The organism is Celeribacter arenosi (assembly GCF_039539485.1).
GTDB lineage: Bacteria > Pseudomonadota > Alphaproteobacteria > Rhodobacterales > Rhodobacteraceae > Celeribacter > Celeribacter arenosi.
This window is the reverse complement of sequence record NZ_BAABDF010000007.1, coordinates 935,092-951,499: the sequence shown is the minus strand read 5'-3', so window position 1 is coordinate 951,499 and position 16,408 is coordinate 935,092. Positions and strand designations below refer to the sequence as shown.

At 60.5% G+C, this 16,408-nt stretch carries 23 protein-coding genes; 15 read left to right on the top strand and 8 right to left on the bottom strand.

Features of this window, described 5'->3' with window-relative positions; all coding sequences use genetic code 11:
* Nucleotides 1–95: 95 nt before the first annotated feature.
* A complete protein-coding gene (gene tgt / locus ABD815_RS12365) occupies nt 96–1,226 on the bottom strand; it encodes a tRNA guanosine(34) transglycosylase Tgt (protein WP_344847504.1) in 1,131 nt (376 codons plus the stop codon).
* 167 nt (nt 1,227–1,393) lie between these two features.
* Here tgt and ABD815_RS12360 point away from each other — a divergent pair, with 167 nt between their 5' ends.
* Nucleotides 1,394–1,756, top strand: a complete 363-nt coding sequence (locus ABD815_RS12360) for an SUF system Fe-S cluster assembly protein (protein ID WP_344847502.1) — start codon at nt 1,394–1,396, stop codon at nt 1,754–1,756.
* A 45-nt stretch (nt 1,757–1,801) separates the two neighbouring features.
* On the opposite strand, the gene ABD815_RS12355 is transcribed toward ABD815_RS12360, so the two are convergent.
* The gene (locus ABD815_RS12355) at nt 1,802–1,984 is read right to left on the bottom strand and encodes a hypothetical protein (protein WP_344847500.1); all 183 of its coding nucleotides are present in this window, start codon (nt 1,982–1,984) and stop codon (nt 1,802–1,804) included.
* A gap of 93 nt (nt 1,985–2,077) precedes the next feature.
* On the opposite strand from ABD815_RS12355, the gene ABD815_RS12350 reads away from it, so the two are divergent.
* From ABD815_RS12350 to tpiA, 7 genes are all read left to right on the top strand, one after another.
* Nucleotides 2,078–2,905 carry a LysR family transcriptional regulator gene (locus ABD815_RS12350; RefSeq protein WP_344847498.1) on the top strand — a complete coding sequence of 276 codons (828 nt, stop codon included), beginning with the start codon at nt 2,078–2,080 and terminating at the stop codon, nt 2,903–2,905.
* A gap of 112 nt (nt 2,906–3,017) precedes the next feature.
* A complete protein-coding gene (locus ABD815_RS12345) occupies nt 3,018–3,644 on the top strand; it encodes a hypothetical protein (RefSeq protein ID WP_344847495.1) in 627 nt (208 codons plus the stop codon).
* On the top strand, nt 3,644–4,342 hold the full coding sequence (locus ABD815_RS12340; RefSeq protein WP_344847492.1) for a DUF3307 domain-containing protein: 699 nt from the start codon (nt 3,644–3,646) through the stop codon (nt 4,340–4,342). Before ABD815_RS12345 ends, ABD815_RS12340 begins: the two co-directional genes overlap by 1 nt.
* Nucleotides 4,343–4,387: 45 nt before the next feature.
* A complete protein-coding gene (locus tag ABD815_RS12335) occupies nt 4,388–4,762 on the top strand; it encodes a HesB/IscA family protein (protein ID WP_344847491.1) in 375 nt (124 codons plus the stop codon).
* Nucleotides 4,762–5,139, top strand: a complete 378-nt coding sequence (locus ABD815_RS12330) for a TfoX/Sxy family protein (RefSeq protein WP_344847490.1) — start codon at nt 4,762–4,764, stop codon at nt 5,137–5,139. Before ABD815_RS12335 ends, ABD815_RS12330 begins: the two co-directional genes overlap by 1 nt.
* A complete protein-coding gene (locus tag ABD815_RS12325; protein WP_344847489.1) occupies nt 5,136–5,444 on the top strand; it encodes a TfoX/Sxy family protein in 309 nt (102 codons plus the stop codon). Before ABD815_RS12330 ends, ABD815_RS12325 begins: the two co-directional genes overlap by 4 nt.
* A 97-nt stretch (nt 5,445–5,541) precedes the next feature.
* Nucleotides 5,542–6,288 carry a triose-phosphate isomerase gene (gene tpiA, locus ABD815_RS12320; protein WP_344847487.1) on the top strand — a complete coding sequence of 249 codons (747 nt, stop codon included), beginning with the start codon at nt 5,542–5,544 and terminating at the stop codon, nt 6,286–6,288.
* A 34-nt stretch (nt 6,289–6,322) separates the two neighbouring features.
* On the opposite strand, the gene ABD815_RS12315 is transcribed toward tpiA, so the two are convergent.
* The gene (locus ABD815_RS12315) at nt 6,323–7,483 is read right to left on the bottom strand and encodes an FAD-dependent monooxygenase (RefSeq protein ID WP_344847485.1); all 1,161 of its coding nucleotides are present in this window, start codon (nt 7,481–7,483) and stop codon (nt 6,323–6,325) included.
* Nucleotides 7,484–7,602: 119 nt separating this feature from the next.
* A complete protein-coding gene (gene dksA, locus ABD815_RS12310; protein WP_344848639.1) occupies nt 7,603–8,025 on the bottom strand; it encodes an RNA polymerase-binding protein DksA in 423 nt (140 codons plus the stop codon).
* Between the two features lie 181 nt (nt 8,026–8,206).
* On the opposite strand from dksA, the gene ABD815_RS12305 reads away from it, so the two are divergent.
* The 7 genes from ABD815_RS12305 to ABD815_RS12275 all read left to right on the top strand — a co-directional run bounded on the left by ABD815_RS12305 (nt 8,207) and on the right by ABD815_RS12275 (nt 13,571).
* Nucleotides 8,207–9,049 (top strand): AAA family ATPase, encoded by an 843-nt coding sequence (locus ABD815_RS12305; RefSeq protein ID WP_344847483.1) that lies wholly within the window; start codon nt 8,207–8,209, stop codon nt 9,047–9,049.
* On the top strand, nt 9,046–10,392 hold the full coding sequence (locus ABD815_RS12300; RefSeq protein ID WP_344847481.1) for a DUF2927 domain-containing protein: 1,347 nt from the start codon (nt 9,046–9,048) through the stop codon (nt 10,390–10,392). Before ABD815_RS12305 ends, ABD815_RS12300 begins: the two co-directional genes overlap by 4 nt.
* 33 nt (nt 10,393–10,425) lie before the next feature.
* Nucleotides 10,426–10,590, top strand: coding sequence for an apolipoprotein acyltransferase (locus ABD815_RS12295; protein WP_344847480.1), 165 nt, complete (start codon nt 10,426–10,428; stop codon nt 10,588–10,590).
* A gap of 3 nt (nt 10,591–10,593) precedes the next feature.
* Nucleotides 10,594–11,778, top strand: a complete 1,185-nt coding sequence (locus tag ABD815_RS12290; RefSeq protein ID WP_344847479.1) for a vWA domain-containing protein — start codon at nt 10,594–10,596, stop codon at nt 11,776–11,778.
* A gap of 62 nt (nt 11,779–11,840) precedes the next feature.
* The gene (locus ABD815_RS12285) at nt 11,841–12,221 is read left to right on the top strand and encodes a hypothetical protein (RefSeq protein WP_344847477.1); all 381 of its coding nucleotides are present in this window, start codon (nt 11,841–11,843) and stop codon (nt 12,219–12,221) included.
* Entirely contained in the window at nt 12,218–12,847 is a 630-nt protein-coding gene (locus ABD815_RS12280; RefSeq protein WP_344847475.1) for a DedA family protein, read from the top strand. Before ABD815_RS12285 ends, ABD815_RS12280 begins: the two co-directional genes overlap by 4 nt.
* A 40-nt stretch (nt 12,848–12,887) precedes the next feature.
* A complete protein-coding gene (locus tag ABD815_RS12275; protein ID WP_344847473.1) occupies nt 12,888–13,571 on the top strand; it encodes a M48 family metallopeptidase in 684 nt (227 codons plus the stop codon).
* Here ABD815_RS12275 and ABD815_RS12270 read toward each other — a convergent pair.
* The 4 genes from ABD815_RS12270 to ABD815_RS12255 all read right to left on the bottom strand — a co-directional run bounded on the left by ABD815_RS12270 (nt 13,568) and on the right by ABD815_RS12255 (nt 16,229).
* Nucleotides 13,568–14,110, bottom strand: a complete 543-nt coding sequence (locus ABD815_RS12270) for an RSP_2648 family PIN domain-containing protein (RefSeq protein WP_344847472.1) — start codon at nt 14,108–14,110, stop codon at nt 13,568–13,570. The two genes, ABD815_RS12275 and ABD815_RS12270, sit on opposite strands and share 4 nt — an antisense overlap.
* Entirely contained in the window at nt 14,107–15,306 is a 1,200-nt protein-coding gene (locus ABD815_RS12265) for an RSP_2647 family RNA methyltransferase (RefSeq protein WP_425549870.1), read from the bottom strand. Before ABD815_RS12265 ends, ABD815_RS12270 begins: the two co-directional genes overlap by 4 nt.
* A gap of 50 nt (nt 15,307–15,356) precedes the next feature.
* Complete coding sequence (locus ABD815_RS12260) at nt 15,357–15,923, bottom strand: DUF6778 family protein (RefSeq protein WP_344847470.1); 567 nt, start codon at nt 15,921–15,923, stop codon at nt 15,357–15,359.
* Between the two features lie 159 nt (nt 15,924–16,082).
* Nucleotides 16,083–16,229, bottom strand: a complete 147-nt coding sequence (locus ABD815_RS12255) for an RSP_7527 family protein (protein ID WP_344847469.1) — start codon at nt 16,227–16,229, stop codon at nt 16,083–16,085.
* Nucleotides 16,230–16,408 lie beyond the last annotated feature (179 nt).

Below are 16,408 nucleotides of genomic sequence, written 5' to 3'. Positions count from 1 at the left end.
CGATTTCATCGGTGCAGTTGCAGCAATCCGCCTAGGCCAAGGCCCCTTTGCCGCCTGTCCCGCGTTTTTTCGGGCGTGCGGAGACCGTAGCGTTGTCAGATCGGTTCAATATCGCCTTCGCCACGCTTGGCATGGAAATCGCTTTCCCATGCCGCAAAGGTGCCCGATGCGATCGCGTCGCGCATGCCCTGCATGATGACCTGATAGTAATGCAGGTTGTGCCATGTCAGCAGCATGCCGGAAATCATCTCGCCGGAGCGGAAAACGTGGTGCAGATAGGCGCGCGAATAGTTGCTGCATGCCGGACAGCTACAGGTTTCGTCCAGAGGGCGCGGATCATCGGCGTGGCGGGCGTTTTTGATGTTCACCTGACCACGATGCGTCCACGCCTGCCCCGTGCGACCGGAACGTGACGGCAGAACGCAGTCCATCATGTCGACGCCGCGCTTGACGGCCCCGACGATATCATCGGGTTTGCCCACGCCCATCAGGTAACGGGGTTTGTCGACCGGCAGTTGGTCGGGCGCATAGTCGAGACAGGCAAACATCGCCTCCTGCCCTTCGCCCACGGCCAGGCCGCCGATGGCATATCCTTCAAAGCCGATTTTGGTCAGAGCCTCGGCGCTCTCGGCGCGCAGGTCCTGCTCCAACCCGCCCTGCTGGATACCGAACAGCGCATGACCCGGGCGATCACCAAAGGCGTCGCGGCTGCGCTCGGCCCACCGCATCGACAGGCGCATCGATTCCGTTATCCGGTCACGGTCGGCAGGCAGCGCGGGACATTCGTCAAAGGCCATGACGATGTCGGAGCCAAGCAGGCGCTGGATTTCCATCGACCGCTCCGGCGTCAGCTCGTGTTTGGACCCGTCGATGTGAGAGCGGAATGTCACGCCCTTTTCCGTCAGCTTTCGCAGGTCCGCGAGGCTCATCACCTGAAACCCGCCGCTGTCGGTCAGGATCGGTTTGTCCCAGTTCATGAATTTGTGCAGCCCGCCAAGACGGTCGATACGTTCCGCCGTGGGGCGCAGCATCAGATGGTAGGTATTGCCAAGCAGGATGTCCGCGCCTGTGGCGGCGACGCTTTCGGGCATCATGGCCTTGACCGTTGCGGCGGTGCCCACGGGCATGAAGGCCGGCGTGCGGATGTCGCCACGCGGGGTGGAAATAGTGCCGGTGCGGGCGCGTCCGTCTGTGGCCGCGAGGGAAAACGAGAATCTTTGGGTCATGGCGCGGGACATACCCCTAATCATTTCTCTGGGCCAGTGTTCGGGTGGCGCAAAATATGGATCCGCAGGGTCGCAGGCTTGCGCGTAGGCAATTAGCCCCATCGCGCGGGGTGGACGTCGCCCACCGCTATCCCTATATATTCGGTCAGAAATGGACGAGGATCGACATGACCGCCGAGCAGAGCCCAATCGAGGGTGCCCCTCTCATCAAACCATCGAGCACGGATCATCCGCTTCACGAAGTGGTGGTTGAGGCATGCCGTTCGGTCTATGACCCTGAAATCCCCGTAAACATTTACGACCTCGGCCTCGTGTATACGATCGAGATCGATGACGAAAACGCGGTTCGGGTGATCATGACGCTGACCGCGCCGGGATGTCCCGTGGCCGGCGAGATGCCGGGATGGGTCGCCGATGCGATCGAACCCCTGCCCGGGGTCAAACAGGTCGACGTCGATCTGACGTGGGATCCGCCCTGGGGCATGGAAATGATGTCTGACGAGGCGCGCCTCGAATTGGGCTTCATGTAACGCCACTCGACAATGCGTGATCAAGCGGCTCCTTCGGGGGCCGTTTTAGTCTGTGCAGACTTGTCGGCCCACCTGAATGCCTCTGGGTGCGCGGCGGGCCACATGCCACCACGGTTTGCGGTCGCGTTCGATCTGGCGAAGCCTTTCGCGGTATATTTCGCGTTCGGCGGCAAAGCCGTATTTCGGGATTTCGGGCGGCGACGGGAGACGCATGGGAAGAATGTGCATTTCGTTTTCCTTGCATTAATGAAACTACTTGCCCCAATGTATGCGTCGTGCCGCCCCTGAATAGCGGCAGATTTCGCAAGGTGAGTTTCATTAATGGAAGACAATCCGAAACTGGACGATTTCCTTCTGTTCCTCGCCGTCGCAGACGGGGGCGGATTGTCAGGTGCGGTGAAATCGACGGGCACCCCTGCCCCGACCCTGTCTCGGCGCATGGCAGAACTGGAACGACGGCTGGGCAAGCGATTGTTTGAACGCGGCAAACGGGGCTACTCGTTGACCGCGGATGGGCGTGCCCTTGTGGTGCAGGCTGAACCGTTGCGCGCGGCGGCGCGTCGCCTGTCAGCGTTCAACGCCGTTCAAACCCGACCCCGCGTGCGCATAACGGCGGGGCATTGGACGTCGCAGTTCATCTCCAAGCGCATGGGGACGGTTTGGACGCCGGACGCGATCTGGATTCCGGAACTCGTCGCCTCCAATGCCATGGTCGATATCGCGCGGCGCGAGGCCGATATCGGCATTCGCAAACGCCGTCCCGATCAGCCGTGGCTCGCCGGACGGCGCACCGGCACCATCACCTACGCCGAATTCGCCACATCCGAGGTCGTTCAGGGCTATATCACCCTTCCGGAAACCGCCGCTTCGGCGCCGTCGCAACGTTGGCTTCGGGATGCAAAACCGGATGAGATTGTGACGACCGCGTCGGATACGCGCGCGGAGGCCGATCTCGCCCTTGGCGGTATCGGTCGTGTGGTTTTACCGGTTTTTGTGGGCAAATCTCTGGACGGTCTGGTTCAGGTTTCGCCTGTGATCGACGAGCTCACCCATGACGAATGGCTCGTCAGCCACCATGACGCCCGCCACGATCCGCCGGTGCGCGCGGCGTTGGAGGCGGTTGCGACAATCCTGATGGCGCGCACTTAAACGCATCCCAAATAGGGTGCATAGGGCAAATAGCATCCGCATTTGATTGCGACTTCGATACGCAACCCTTTTTGGTTGCATATTTACCATTGCACCCTATATTGGTTGCACAATGAGTCAGAAAACACACCAGATCGCCGTCTTGACCGGAGACCTCGTCGGGTCGACCAAACTCGGGGCGCAAAAAATCGAGCGCGCGTTCGCCGCGTTGGAAAATTGCGCCCGACTGCAAGAGGCATGGATGGGCGCGCCGCTCCATTTCACCCGCCACCGCGGCGATGGCTGGCAAGTGGCGCTGGCCGAGCCGAAATACGCGCTGCGCTCGGGTTTGGCCTTTCGCGCGGCCCTCAAGGCGCTGGGCCCCGAATTCGACAGCTACATCGGCATCGCGCAGGGCACGGTGACGGGCGATATAGCAACGGACCTGAACGACGCCACCGAAGAGGTATTTCAGGCATCCGGACGCTCACTAGAGGCAGCAAAATCGTCAAAACACCGCCTCAAATACAATAAGGGCGGCGCACATGAAGGCATGGCCATCCTTCTCGGGCGCGTCAGCGGTGAATGGACCGCCAATCAGGCAGCGACGATCCTCTATGCCCTGCCCCCGAACAGCTCTGTCAATTCGTCCCAAATCGCCCGCGAATTGGACAAATCCCGCCAATCCGTCTCCAAAACCCTAGAAGCCGCATGGGTCGACGAGGTTCGCGACGCCCTCATGACGATGGAGAACACCTGATGCCCAGCACCCTCGCCGCGCTTTTTCTCGCCCATGTGCTCGCCGATTATGTGTTTCAGACGCGCACCATGGTCGCCAATAAACGCGCGCCAAAAGTTCTGCTTGGCCACGCCCTCGTCGTGTTGTTGACGGCGATGGCCTGTGTCGGGCAAATGCCGGTGACGGCGTTGCTGATCGTGGCGGGGGCGCATTTGGCGATTGATACGATCAAATCGCATCTACTCGCCGATACCGCAGGGCCGCATGTGGTCGACCAGACATTGCACCTCGCAACGCTGGCCCTCGTCGCGATCCTGTTCCCTGCCCTGTGGCATGATGGTGCATGGGGCGCCGCACCGGCCTGGGTGGCGCATGCCATGTTGCTCCTCGCGGGCTTCATCTACGTCACGCGTGCGGGCGGTTTCGCGGTTGGAATGCTCATGGCGCGCTTTGACGAGACCGAAAAGCCCGAAACCCTGCCGCAGGGCGGGTTCCTCATCGGGACCCTCGAACGCGGGCTTATTTTCCTTTTGATGCTCGGCGGTATGGCCGCGGGGATCGGTTTTCTGGTCGCGGCCAAATCGGTGCTGCGCTTTGAAGCCACGCAAAACAGCAAGATGGCCGAATACGTGATTATCGGCACGCTGGCGTCATTTGGCTGGGCCATTGCGGTCACAATTGGCGTGATGGCGCTGCGAGACGCTCTGCCCTCCTTGTGAACCCGCCCTACGCGCCTTACATTAACGCCCAAAGGAGACCACTGCATGTTCGGCATTCCCGGAAAACAGGCGATCACGATCACCGATCGCGCCGCCACGCAAATCGCCAAACTTATGGCGAAAGACGGCTCTAAGGGGCTGCGCATTGGCGTGAAAAAGGGCGGCTGCGCAGGCATGGAATACACGATGGCCTACGTCAGCGACATTGATCCGCATGACGAGATTGTCGAACAGGATGGTGCACGGGTGATGATCGCCCCGATGGCGCAGATGTTCCTCTTTGGCACCGAAATCGACTACGAGGTCTCGCTCCTCGAAGCGGGGTTCAAGTTCAAGAACCCCAATGTCGTGGACGCCTGCGGGTGCGGCGAGTCGATCAAGTTCGACGAAAACATCGGACAGGCTGCAGGTCAGCCCTGATGCCCGCCTCCCCTGATCAGATCGCCCATGCGCGCGACCTATTTGGGGATCTCGGCGACATTTCAACCGGTGGAATGTTTGGCGGCACGGCGCTCTATGCTGAGGGCGACGTCATGTTCGCCTGCATCCTTGGCGGCACAATCTGGATGAAATCGGATGCGACAACGCGGGCGGCCTATGAAACCGCCGGGGCACGCCCCTTCACCTATGCCAAGGCAAAGGGAGATCAGGTCGTCACATCGCTGATGGCCCTGCCCGATAGTGCGACCGATGATCCCGATGAGGCCATCGAATGGGCACGCCTGTCCTATCCACCGGCGCTCGCCGCCGCACAAAAGAAGCGCCGAGAAAAGGCACGAAAGGCCGCGCGCGCATGAGCATCACACCTGAAATGATCGCCCGCGCGGAGGACCTCTTTGCTCCGCTAGGCCAAATCACCACGCGCAAAATGATGGGCGGCTTGGCGATCTACCACGCGGGCACCATTTTCGCGTCCCTCGATAGTGAAGGTGCCGTGTATCTCAAGGCCAAAGGCCCCTTTGCCGCAGAGTTGGAGGCCGCCGGCGCGCGGCAATTCATAACCCCGCGCGGTCCGATGGGCTATTGGACGGTGCCCGATGACGCCCTTGATGATCCCGAAATGGCCAGCGATTGGGGCCGCCGCGCGCTCGCAGCCCTCTAGGCATTGCGCCAGATCAGAGCATCCCGCGTTCGACAATGGTTGACTGCCTGCAACAGGCTGCAATGATGCGGCTGAAATTTCATTGGGAGACAGGCACATGACACGCAAACTGGCGGCGGGAAACTGGAAAATGAATGGCGTCAAAGCGTCCCTTGCCGAGGCAAAGACGCTCGCTGACATGTTTCCGACCCCCACAATCGACATCCTTTTGTGCCCGCCTGCGACTTTGGTCACAGCAATGGCCGATGTGCTCACAGGAACAAAGGTGTCCGTGGGCGGTCAGGATTGCCACATGAACACATCGGGCGCCCATACCGGCGATGTGTCGGCGCAGATGCTCGTCGATGCGGGTGCGGACTATGTGATCCTCGGCCACTCCGAACGTCGCGCCGATCATGGCGAAACCGATGCTATTGTCGCCGCAAAAACCGTGGCGGCTCTGGAGGCCGGGCTGACGGCGATTGTCTGTGTGGGTGAAACTTTGGCGCAGCGCGAGGCGGGCGAAACGCTCGACGTGATCCGCGCCCAACTCGCAGGGTCCCTGCCCGACGGGATCGACCTGTCGCGCCTCGTCGTCGCCTATGAACCGGTCTGGGCCATTGGCACGGGAAAGGTTCCTACGCTCGAACAGATCGGCGAAGTTCATGACGACATGCGCGCCACCCTCACCGCGCGTTTTGGCGGCGGCGCGGACACTGTGCCGCTCCTATACGGCGGCTCTGTCAAGCCATCAAATGCCGCCGAAATCTTTGCGACGTCGAATGTAGACGGCGCATTGGTTGGAGGGGCATCGCTCAAGGCGGCTGATTTCTCGGGCATTGTGAGTGCGCTTCAGGACGCCTGAGGGCGCAGGTCAGAAACGGGTGTGATCGCCGGGACTAACCGGCGGTAACATCAAAGTCGTAGAGCCATGCGAAACGTTCAACCACCTGTTTTGGCGCAATTTTTCCGGTCGCGCGCAGAGCCGTATGCGCCAGCGTTCGCGCCACCCCAGACAGGTGGTAGTTGCGCGCATTTGCGTTGGCGGCACCAATGACTCGTTCGACACGCGCATGGCGTTTCGCCTGATAAGCCACCAGCGCCTGATCGAGCGGCAGGGTCGCGAGGCAATCGGAGAGCACCCATGCATCCTCCAACGCCATATTCGCGCCCTGTGCCAGAAAGGGGAGCGTTGGATGGGCCGCGTCGCCTAGCAAGGCACAGCGCTGCGAATGCCATTTTCGTGCGACGGGATGGCGGAAAAGCCCCCAGCGCGAGACCTCTTCAACCCGTGACAGCAGCCCTTTGACACCTGGGCAGAAATTGGTGAAATGCGACATCATCTGCGAGACATCGCCTGCATGGTGCCACCCTTCGTCGGACCATTCTGGGCGTTCTTCGACGGCGACGATGTTGACCAGCGAGGCGTCGCGCAACGGATAGGTGACGACGTGGCGACCGGCGGCCATATGCACCATCGCGACCGGTTCTTCGGTGCCCATCGCGGGCACCGTGGCCCGCCATGCTGTTTGGCCGGTGAAAAACGCTTTCTCAGGCCCGTTCAGCATCGGACGCAGAATGGAGTGCAGCCCATCCGCGCCGAGCACCACGTCATGCCGCGCCTTTCCCCCCATCTGGAAAGTCAGCGTGACGTCATCTGCCTCTTCATCGATCGCGCGCACATCGTGGCCCAAACGGATATCGACACCCGCCTCGCGCGCGCCCTCTTCCAACAGGGCGATGAGGTCCGCGCGATGCATGAGCAGGAAATCGGACTGCGGGCGGAAACGCGCAAAATCGAGCGTCAGAACATCGGTGCCCAGATAGCCATCCATCAAACGGACAGCGCGCGATCGCATGGCGCGCGACGGCGCATCCAAGCCTAGTGCAGCGAGGACGCGTGCACCATTGGGGGTGATCTGCAGACCCGCACCGACTTCCGCAATCTCGGGCGCGCGCTCATAGAGCGTGACCTTTGCGCCGCGCAGAGCGATCGCGCGGGCAACCGCGAGGCCTGCCACACCGCCTCCGAGTATGCCGATGTCCTGACCGATAAGCATATCGGCTCCCCTTTTCGCTGCGCCCTGCCGGACGAAAAACACCGGCGCTTTGGCACCGGTGTTTTTTCATGTTTTTACCGTTCCGTCATCGGGACGAATTGACGCCTATCAGGCACCGATCAGTCGTCGCGATGAACCTTCTCGCGGCGCTCGTGGCGTTCTTGCGCCTCAAGCGTCATGGTCGCGATTGGACGAGCGTCCAGACGTTTGAGAGAAATCGGCTCGCCCGTCTTTTCGCAATACCCGTATTCACCCTCTTCGATCCGGCGCAGGGCCGCGTCGATTTTGGTCACCAGCTTGCGCTGACGATCCCGCGTGCGCAATTCGAGGGCGCGATCGGTTTCCTCGGATGCACGGTCGGTGATGTCGGGAATGTTTCGGGTGCCGTCCTGAAGGCCTTCAATGGTGTGCCGGTTTTCGTCCTGCAACTCGGCCTTCCAATTGACCAGTTTGCGGCGAAAATATTCGAGCTGACGCTCATTCATAAATGGTTCGTCATCAGCTGGACGGTAATCGTCGGACAGAAATACTTCTGCTTTCATCGTGCTCCCCACTGCTCCGTCATGGACACCCTCATTTGCGTTTTCTGCCATTTGGGGTCCTCCTTTGGCCGCCCGTTTAGCGCGTCAGCACGGGATTGTCACTACTAGATGTGCCTTGTATTCCTAACTAATACACAACGCCGGTCGCCCATTGATTTTCCCACCACAAGGCTCTGACAACATGTCATTTTCATCCACCACAACCTATATCGCCCCACCCGATCTAACGGTCGCGGTCAATGCGGCCGTGACGCTAGAGCGCCCCCTGTTGGTCAAGGGCGAGCCCGGCACCGGCAAGACGGAACTGGCACGTCAGGTGGCGACGCATCTGGGGTTGGAATTTGTCGAATGGAACATCAAATCGACCACCCGCGCACAGCAGGGGCTCTACGAATACGACGCCGTGTCGCGCCTGCGCGATAGCCAGTTGGGCGATCCGCGCGTTGAGGACGTAAAGCATTATATTAAAAGAGGAAAACTCTGGCAGGCCTTTACATCCGACGCCCGTGTTGTGTTGCTGATCGACGAGGTGGACAAGGCCGATATCGAGTTCCCGAATGACCTTTTGCAGGAACTCGACCGCATGGAGTTCCACGTCTACGAGACAGGTGAGACGATCCGCGCCAAGCATCGCCCAATCGTCATCATTACCTCGAATAACGAAAAGGAATTGCCGGACGCTTTTCTGCGCCGTTGCTTTTTCCACTACATCCGCTTTCCGGACGCTCAGACGCTCAAACAGATTGTTTCTGTTCACTTTCCCGACATCAAAGAGCGCCTTTTGACGACCGCCCTGACCCAGTTCTACGAGATCCGCGACACGCCGGGGCTCAAGAAAAAGCCGTCGACCTCCGAGGTTCTCGATTGGCTCAAACTTCTGCTGGCCGAAGATCTCACGCCCGAAGACCTCGCGCGAGACGGTGCAAATGCCTTGCCCAAACTGCACGGTGCCTTGCTCAAGAACGAACAGGACGTCGCGCTTTTCGAACGCCTCGCTTTCATGGCGCGGCGTGACGGGCGATGATATTTGCCCGCGCCATTTGCGCCCTCCTCGCCCTGACATCACTAAGCGCCTGCGTGCCGAGCACGCGCGAGGTTCCCGCAAACGGGGCTGCGCTGGACTTGCCCGCAATGGCGCAGTTCAGGGCGTTCACCCCTGCCCCCGTCACGCGTTCGAACGCAGAGCTCGCGCGCGATTTCATCGACCTGTCGTTCAATCTGGAAAACGGGGTCGCGCTGGAACGGTTCACGCGCATTGAGGGGCCGATCACGTTGCGCGTGCTTGACGCGGGGCGCATCCCGACACTGCGGGCCGATCTGGACGGGCTGCGCATGCGGCTGGCGCGGGAGGCAGGGATCGATATCACTGTGGTTGCGTCCGACCGCCCCGCGGTCATTTCCATTGAGACGGTGCCAGCCCGCGAACTGGCGCAACGCGCGCCCAATACCGCCTGCATCGTCGCGCCAAATGTGGGTTCTTGGTCGGAGTTTCGCAGCGCACGGCGCGCAGCGGTGTCATGGACCCGCGTCACCGAGCGTCGCCAACTGGCCATTTTCCTACCCGAAGACAGCCCGCCCCAAGAAGCGCGCGATTGCCTGCACGAGGAACTGGCACAGGCGCTCGGGCCCCTCAATGATCTCTACCGCCTGACGGACTCCGTGTTCAACGACGACAATATGCACTCGGTTTTGACCGGTTTTGACATGTTGATGCTGCGCGTGACCTACGCGCCCGACCTGCGAAACGGGATGAGTCGCGCCGAGGTCGCGCGCGCGCTGCCGACCGTTCTGGCCCGACTGAACCCGCGCGGTGAAGGCATGGGGTCACGGCGCATATCGCCAACGCCACAGTCGTGGGTCGAAGACATCCAGCGCGCCATGTCAGGCACTGCGACCGACCAACGTCGGGCCGCCGCCGCCCGCGCGCTACGCTATGCGCAGGATCGGGGTTGGGACGACGGGCGCATCGCATTTGCATGGTTCCTCATCGGGCGTTTGTCGCTCGGGGCGGATCGTGATGCGGCGCGCGAGGCATTGTTGAGCGCAAAGGCCCTTTATGCGCGCCACGGGGGTGACATTCAGGAGTCGCATGTGGCCATGCAACTGGCCGCGCTTGCCTTGGCAGAACGCGACTATGCCGACGCCGAACGCACCGCCGCCCGCGCAATTCCGGCGGCGCGAAACGCCCAGAACGCAGCCCTTTTGGCCACGTTGGGATTGACGCAGGCGGCGGCATTGGACGGATTGGGACGCCCCGGCGAGGCGCGTGCTGTGCGTCTCGACAGTTTGGGCTGGGCGCGATATGGGTTTGGCTCTGACGCGGCGATCCGCGCGCGGGTGGTCGAAATCAGCGGCCTTGCGCGCTAGATCGCGCATCACGATGGTGACGGAGAGAGAACTTTGATCGCAATTCTTATGACCCTACTTGGCGGCTATGTCGGATGGCGAACCGCGTCGAAACGGGGCGGCGACCGTAACGACAAACTGCAATATATTGCGGTCTACGCGCTGTTGTTTTCCATCCTCGGGCTCTTTTTCGGGGTCCTCGTAGACCGGTTCAACTAACCCATGTTCCTGCCGTTCTTTGAGCAATTGCGCAAAGATGGCGTGCCGGTTTCGCTGCGGGAATTTCTGTCGTTTCTAGAGGCGATGAAAGCGGGTCTTGTCACCTATGACGCCGAGGCGTTCTACTACCTCGCGCGCGCGACATTGGTCAAAGACGAACGCTTCATCGACCGCTTTGATCGAGCCTTTTCCAAATCCTTTGAAGGGCTTGAAGCAATTTCTTCAGAAGATGTCTTAAATGCACTCGATCTCCCGGAGGATTGGCTGCGCCGCGAGGCAGAGAAATTTCTGTCGGCCGAGGAACTCGAAGAGATCGAGCGACTGGGTGGGTTTGACGCCCTCATGGAGACGCTCAAGAAGCGGCTCGAGGAACAAAAGGGGCGCCATCAGGGTGGCAATAAATGGATCGGCACCGGCGGCACATCGCCCTTTGGCGCCTATGGATCCAACCCCGAAGGCATCCGGATCGGTCAGGACACATCGCGCCATCGCCGCGCGGTCAAAGTGTGGGACAAACGGGAATTCCGCAATCTGGCCGATGACGTGGAAATCGGCACCCGAAACATCAAGATGGCGATGAAGAGGCTGCGCAAATGGGCGCGCGATGGGGCGCATGAAGAGCTCGACCTTGACGGCACGGTCAGGTCCTCTGCGCAACACGGGTATCTCGACGTGAAAACCCGCTCCGAGCGGCGCAATGCGGTCAAGGTCGTCATGTTCTTCGACATCGGCGGCTCCATGGACGATCACGTCCGTGTGGTAGAGGAATTATTCTCTGCCGCGCGATCCGAGTTCAAACACCTCGAGACATATTATTTCCACAACTGCCTCTACGAGGGCGTGTGGCGCGACAACAAACGGCGCTGGACCGAACAGACCGCCACGAGGGATGTGCTCAACACCTTCGGTCGCGATTACAAAGCGGTCTTTGTGGGCGATGCATCGATGAGCCCCTATGAGGTCGCCATGCCCGGTGGGGCGAACGAGCATTGGAACGCGGAGGCCGGCGAGGTCTGGCTGCGGCGGGCCTGCGCGACATGGCCCGATCACATGTGGATCAATCCGGTGCCCGAGGCCCATTGGGGCTACACGCCGTCAATCAGGATGATCGGGGAGATTTTCGAGAACCGCATGGTGCCGCTCACCCTGAACGGGTTGGAGCGCGGCATGAAGATACTTGGAAAGTGACGGAATTTTCGCCTTTGGGCGTATAAGGTCGCGAGAGCGGCGGTAAAAAGAGGCCCATCTTTATGTTCACTCGTTTGCGCCGGTTCTGGAGAGCGGCCCCGATTGCCACTGTTGTGCTCGTGCTGTCGATTGCGATGGCGGGCTTTTTCACGGTGCGCAGCTTGGCATTTTGGTTCTACTGGCATGGGGCCGAGAGCCGCCAACAGCCCATCGAGCCATGGATGACGCCGGGGTATATCGCCCATAGCTGGCACGTGCCCCCCGAGATTGTGCTGGAGGCTGTCGGCGCGCCGATGCCGCCCCCCAAAGGCCCTATGAACCTCATTGATATCGCCCATTTGCGCGACGTTCCCGTAGAGACGTTGGTCGAGGCCGCGCGCGTTGCCGTTGAAGACTTTCGTGAGAACCGCCCCGAGCGTGGAAACGGGGCAAAGCGTCCATGACCGATCAATTCCTCGCACTTGTCGGCAGTTACGGCACATGGGCGGTGTTCATCTCCGCGTTCCTATCCTGTCTGCTCGTCCCGATCCCGACCTCTCTGATGATGTTGACGGCGGGCGCATTGGCCGCCGCGGGAGACATTTCGATCCCCCCCCTGCTCGCAGCGACCTTTGCCGGCGCGGTATTGGGAGATCAGGCCGGATATATGGTGGGACGATTTGGCGGCGCCCCCGTCATCGAACGCCTTGAACGCGCGCCGTCACGGCGTGCGGTTGTCGCGCGGGCGCGCAAACTGGTCGACGAACGCGGTGGCATCGGCGTGTTCTTTTCAACATGGGCCCTCGCCCCGCTCGGCCCCTATGTGAACATCGTGGCGGGCGCCACGCGCCTCCAATGGCGCCGTTTCACAGTCTGGGACATTCTGGGTGAGGCGATTTGGGTCAACCTCTATGTCTGGCTCGGCTATGCTTTTTCGGGGTCTGTGGCCACCGTCGCAGAGATCCTTGGCGATGTGATCGGCCTGCTCGTGGCAATTGTGGTCGCGTTGATCGCCGCGCTCTGGATCCGGTCGGTCATGGCGGCGCAAAGGGCCGCGCGCAGAGGTAGCGTGAAACGCGCCACCTCCTGACCCTCTTCCCCTCGGCCCCGCTCTACCCCATATAATGGGCATGCTTCGTCTGACTCCGATCCTGCTCGCCTTGGCCTATGGCTTTCTGATGTTCCATTTTTCGGCATGGAACCAGAAGCGGCAGCTTGATGCGAATTCTGTGGATCTGGTCGACCCGACCCTGAACGATGTGTTGAAACGCCTCGCAACCGCGCTCGACGTGGCCCGCGTGCAGGTCAAAATCCACGAAGTCCCGACGGTCAATGCATTGGCCGCCCACGACGGGCGGGTCTTTATCACGCGCGGGATGTACGACAAATTCCGGTTGGGGGACATTACGGCGGCTGAACTGGCCTCGGTGGTGGCCCATGAAATCGGCCATGTCGCACTGGGCCATTCAAAAAGGCGGATGGTGGATTTCTCGGGCCAGAATGCGCTGCGCACTGGCCTCGCGATGATCCTGTCGCGCTTTATCCCCGTGATCGGACCATGGATTGCCAATCAGGTGATCCGCCTGCTGACCGCCAAGCTGTCGCGCAATGACGAATTCGAAGCGGACGCCTATGCGAGTGCCTTGATGATCAAGGCCGGATTGGGAACGGAGCCGCAAAAAGCGCTCTTTGAAAAACTGCCCCGCCTGACGGGAAACCGTGGTGCCTCGATGCCTGCGTGGCTTTTGACCCATCCAAAGTCGCAGGAACGGATTGCGGCAATCGAAAGCAATGAAGAAAAGTGGCAGGGCTAACCCGCCAGCGCTTTGCCCAATCGTGGCAGGCGCGCCTTTTTGAGCAACCGTCGAACTTCCCACGGCTCGCCCGAGAGGCGTTCGGCCTGTGCGCGCACCTCTTCAACGGCACCCGCGACGACATCGGGATGATCCGACCAGATGCGCCACAAAAAGCTATCGGGATCGGCGCGGTCGAGTCCCTCTTCGGCGAGGACATGGCGTGGAAAATCTTTAGCATTCATCGTGATGATCACATCGGCATCCCCCACGACGGCGGCGGCGAGAACATGGATATCGTTTTCGTCCGATAGGTAGAGACGCTGTGCGACGCCTTCCCAATTCCCGATCGACGCTTTGGGAAATCCCGCGCGCACCATGGCGATTTCGCCCCGCGCCTGAACTTCGCCCTGTGGACCCAGTTTGCGCGCCGCGCGGGCCCATTCTTCGAGGATGCGATCGGACCACAGGGGCGTAAAGAGACCTTTTGCGGCCACGGACAACAGGATTTCGCGCATCACCGTGGGGTAAAGCACGCAGGCGTCCAGCAGTGCCTTCACGGCATCATCCGGTAGAACAGCGCTTTGAGATACCCGCTTTCGGCCAGTTGCGGCATGAGCGGGTGATCCGCCCCCGCAAAACCGGTGTGGATCAACTGCGCGGACCGCGCCGCACGACCGATGCCGCGATTGCAGGCGGTGCGGAATTTTTCCAGATCGGCGGCGTGGGAACAGGAACACAGACCGAGGTATCCGCCCTCGCGCACGAGTTTGGCCGCCATTAATGCCACGCGTTCATAGGCGCGCAGCCCCTTTTCAAGCGCGGGTTTCGAAGGTGCGAATGCGGGCGGATCGCAGATCACAACGTCGAAACGACGCCCCTCTTCAAAGAGCGCGGACATGACGTCAAAGGCATCGCCTTTGCGGGTCTCAAAACGATCTGATGCACCCATTTCATGTGCGCCGCGCGTGGCGAGGTCGAGCGCAGCAGCCGAGCTGTCCACCGACATCGCCGTGGCCGCGCCACCCGCCAATGTGGCGAGAGCAAAACCGCCGACATGGGAGAAGACGTCGAGCACCTCCCCCCCCTTGGCTAGACGCTGCGCAAAGGCGTGGTTGGGCCGTTGATCAAAGAAGAGACCGGTTTTCTGCCCCTCCATGAGATCGGCAATATAGGTCGCCCCGTTCATCTGCACAGGGATCGGCGCAGTGATCGAACCCGCCAGAAGCGAAGACTGATCCGTCAGCCCCTCAAGAGAGCGCGCCCGACCCGAGCCGTTCAGCAGGACGTTTGACACGCCGGTGACTGATTGCAGAGCTTCTACAAAAAGGTCCGCGCGCGCATCTGCCCATGCTGCGTTGGGCTGCAACACGGCAGTATCGCCAAAGCGATCGATAACCACACCCGGCAGGCCATCTGCCTCGGCGTGCGCGAGGCGATAGAACGGCGCATCATAGAGGTGGTCGCGGTGGGCCAGAGCCGCTTTGATCCGCGCCGCAATCCAGTCTCTGTCGATGTCCGCTTCTTCATCACGGTCAAGCACACGCGCAAAGATACGGCTGTTGGGATTAACTGCCACGAGCGCGAGAAAGCCGTTTTCGGCATCCGCGAGGCGCGCAATCGACCCTGGTGCCAGCGCCTTGGTGCGCCGGTCCGTGACGATTTCATTGTCATAAACCCACGGCGCGCCGTGACGAATGGCGCGTGCGTTGGCTTTGGGTTTCAGACGGATGGTGGGCAAAGAAATGGGGGGCATAGACATGCCCCCCTCTTAGCGGTGTTCTGTGCGGCCGAAAAGAGGCCGATTTAGATCGGGCGACGAAGCTCTTGGGCGATGACCGTTTTGACATACTCAACGATGCGCATGCGCTGGGTGATCCCCTGTTTGTCAGCCGCAACAGCGGTCGCGCCATTGTAGGCTTTGAATGTTGCATCAACGTGGCGGCTGGACAGGACTGCGCCGGTCGCCGCATCGCGGATTGTCAGGTTGAATTCGGTTTCATGTTCGCTGGGATAGCCGGAATAACGGACCCGATTGGTCTGTGCGTGGAACCGTGTCACCACGACATCGAGGCTCACGGCGCGGTTTCCGGTCGCCGTCTTTGCACCGGCTTCGATTGCTTCGCGCACAACACTCTCTACTTGTGCGTAGCGATCACCCATGGGGTCCTCGTGCCAGACGATATCTGCCACAGGTTTGATTGTGTCTGCCTCAGACACGGTCAAAGTGCGTGGCACCTCAACATTGACACTCACAACGCGCAGGTCCGACACGACGTCTGCGGGAACGGGTTCCTGCATTTGGGTCGTGCACCCTGCAATGGCGAACATAGTTACGAGAACCAGTCCGAAACTTTTAAAAGTGGTGATCATTGATTTTTCCTACGAACCGAATTTTCAACTGTGTAAACCGTCTTCGGTCACTTATCTACATGATGAAATGGGGGAAAAAGGTAAAAATCACACCACAAACAGCAATTCTACGCATTTTTGTCGCGCAATCGGCGCTAAACCCACCGATCCGCGCAGCAATCAGACCAGCTTTGCGCGCCGCATAGACCGGCTGCGCAGCCACGAACGCAGCGATTTGACCAAGTCACGCGCAGCTTCGGCGCGCATTTCATGCGCGCGGCGCTCAATGGCTTCAAAATCAGTATGATAGGTTGTGCGGCTTTTCATTTGATCACTCTCAGGTTGCCTCGGGTCAGTGCAATTCGCGAATCACCCGACGGAAAATTGTTGTTCGACCGGTCACGCCACGAACGCTTTTGCAGTCATGGGCGGCCATCATTCTCCCCCGCTCCAAACATTTAGGTCATAAAGATTGACATAACCATAGCGGAACGGGAAAACCCGCC